This is a genomic window from Arthrobacter sp. SAFR-023 (genome assembly GCF_051965295.1).
GTDB lineage: Bacteria > Actinomycetota > Actinomycetes > Actinomycetales > Micrococcaceae > Arthrobacter.
On record NZ_JBQCMF010000041.1, the window covers coordinates 1 to 2,882 of the forward strand.

The following is a 2,882-nucleotide window of genomic DNA, read 5'->3' on the forward strand; positions in this document are numbered from 1 at the left end:
CTCAAACAACAGACACACCCGGCACCACCCAAACCAACGTTCAGGATCGCTCCGGAGCAACTTTTCAAACTTACCCGCTTTGTCGAAGCTTTGCAAATCGGCGTTTCCGCGATTTTCGCTTGCTAGGGAGGTCCCCGGCCCGTCCGCGGCACACCGTTGAGTGCGCCATTTTTCAGGCTGTTTGAAAGGGGGTCGGTCGCTATTTTTCCGCTTCAGCGGCGGCGACTCGAAAGACTCTACACGGCCCCGGAGGCTCCCGCAAATCGTCCCTGACCTCGAGGGCCGGAGCCACAGAGCGAACCTTTCTGGACATGCTGCGCGGACAGCAAATGCTGACCGCCCGGTGTCGTTACCACTCATTGAAAGTAGCGTTCAAGATGCGACTTTGCGCATCCCCCGGCTCGACTAGACAGAACAGTCTGTCTCGCATAAATTTCAGGTAGATCGCTGGCCCACTGGGCAGAGATCCGTTATCGCTGAAGCAGACACGGCGGATCAATGTGCATGCCTACGAGGAGCCAAAAAATGGATGCCACCCACTTTGAACAATTTGTCGCCCAGGCGCTGACCACTGAGCGGGAGACCGACACCGTCCTCGGCCCCGACGAACTCTACGGCCTCTACACCAGCTGGTGCCTGATCCACCAGTTGCAGCCAGCCGCCCCCGGCTCTCTGTTCACAGCGCTTAGGGAGCGCAGCATCGATCCGGAGAACTGCGAACTGGCCATGACGGGTCCCGCGGCCGCTGACTACATACTGGCAAGCGCCCCCAGCCTCATCTAGGCCGGACCACAGAAAGAGCCGATGCAAATCGGCTCTTTCCGTGTATCCAAAACCATGTCTCTGGCGCATACTGCATCACAGCGCTTCAACGCACTAATATCGCCGGCCCGGGGCCGGGCGGGAAAATCAAGGTACCTCATGGCCGTACAACCCGGCGTAGCAGAAGGCGCAGTCATCGGCGAAAGGTACCGGGTGGTGGAACAGATCGGTTCCGGCGCCATGGCCAACGTGTACCGGGCCGTCGACCTGTCCCTCGAGCGCGAAGTAGCTCTCAAGGTCATCAACAAAAGCAACGCCGCACATGAAACAGCACGTGATGATGACGCCGAAGTCAAAGTCCTGGCGGCCCTGAACCACCACAGCCTCATCACGCTCCTCGACGCCGGCGTCGACCGGGAAGAGCCCGGCCGCACCCGCATCTACCTGGTCATGGAGCTCGTGGAAGGCCCGGACCTCAAGCGTCGCCTCGCCGAAGGCCCGCTCTCTTCCCGGCACACGGCCGAAATCGGCTATGACGTGGCGGACGCCCTCGCCTACATCCACGAAAGCGGCGTGGTCCACCGGGACGTCAAGCCCGGTAACATCCTGGTTTTCGACTACCAGCACGACACCGCCCGGATGCACGCAAAGCTGACGGATTTCGGCATCGCGCTGATGGCTGACGCGCCGGACCTGCACGACGGCGGATTCCTTGGCACCGCGGGCTACCTCAGCCCCGAACAGGCAAAGGCCGAGCCCATAGGGCCGCCCAGCGATGTCTACTCCCTGGGCCTCGTGCTGCTCGAGAGCCTGACCGGGCAGCAGGCCTTCCCGGGTGATCCGTTGCAGAGCGCCCTCGCCCGCCTGATGGACGACCCCCATATCCCGGAGGACGTCGAGCCTGAGTGGCGGCTCCTCCTGGCGGCCATGACCGCACGGAACCCGGAGGACAGGCCGTCGACCACCGAGGTGAGCCAGGCCCTGTATGAGCTGTCCCTGAGCAGCCGCGGAAAGCACAAGGTTGACGCCACCGTCATTCCCGCCGACGAGGAAGCCCGGATGGATGCGGTGCACAGCTACGGCATCCTCGACACTCCCTCGGACGGCGCCTTCGACAGAGTCACCGCGCTGGCTGCCAGACTGTTCTCGGTGCCGGTGGCCATCGTGTCGATCGTGGATCATGACCGGATCTGGTTCAAGTCCCACCACGGGCTGGACGTGGAGCAGATCAGCAGGGATCCGGGCCTGTGCGCGTCGGCGATCCTGCAGGACGATCTCTGGGTCGTGGAGAACGCGCCGGAGGACCCGCGGACGCTGCTCAATCCGCTGGTCGCTGGCGAGTTCGGCCTGAAATTCTACGCCGGCGCTCCCCTCAAGACCCGGAGCGGCTACAACCTGGGCACCCTCTGCATTTTGGACTTCGAACCCCGCACCATGACGGACGAGGACAGTGCAAACCTGCGGGACCTGGCCGCGGTGGTCATGACCGACCTGGAGCTGCGCCTTGAGGCAGCAGCCGGGCTGCATGCAGCGTTGGATACCGGCGTCGTCACATAGGGGCGTCAACAGCGCCGCCGGTGCGGCCCATGTAAGGACATGCGCCTTTTCGAGGCGGTCCCAAGCTTTCCCTAGGCTCCAGGCACAACCATGGGGGCAGTCTGAAAGCGCAATTGGGGGCGATATGGACCTGTATTCCAGCTTTAGTTCCGGTCCCCAGCACGTGGGGGGGTCGGCATGCCAGTTTTGGACATCCACGTTAACGACGGATTCGTGCCCATGGTGGACGGCTCGCTGGTCTATCACCGTGGTTTCGGGGACCGCCGCACGGCATTAAACGATCCGAACCCGGCGCTGGCCATGGGCCAGCGGGTCATCACGGCGAACGGCCGGGTCGTGGCGAGCCGGACCTACCCGCTGGGCGCCCCGCTCCCGCCACATGGCAGGCCCGCGCCGCTGCGGCCAGACCCGGCATTCCCCCGGCAGTTCCTTGCCCGCCGCGGATACTGGGCCAGCTTCTTTCCGCCGCGCACGCTGATCGCCGAGACGGGCAGCACCATCGAAATCATGGTCCACAACAACCTCGCGCAGCCGCATGAGATGCGGTTCCACCGCGCGGGGCG

At 63.7% G+C, this 2,882-nt stretch carries 2 protein-coding genes and 1 pseudogene; all 3 read left to right on the plus strand.

Translation table 11 applies throughout. From position 1 onward, the window contains the following. The first annotated feature begins 525 nt into the window (after positions 1-525). Positions 526-783: a hypothetical protein gene (locus tag ACTHQX_RS21595; protein WP_440159286.1), complete on the plus strand. Its 258-nt coding sequence runs from the start codon at positions 526-528 to the stop codon at positions 781-783. Positions 784-921: 138 nt separating this feature from the next. After that, the gene (locus tag ACTHQX_RS21600) at positions 922-2,319 is read left to right on the plus strand and encodes a GAF domain-containing serine/threonine-protein kinase (protein ID WP_440159287.1); all 1,398 of its coding nucleotides are present in this window, start codon (positions 922-924) and stop codon (positions 2,317-2,319) included. 177 nt (positions 2,320-2,496) lie between these two features. Continuing rightward, positions 2,497-2,882: pseudogene (locus tag ACTHQX_RS21605) on the plus strand (multicopper oxidase domain-containing protein); the annotation flags it as partial.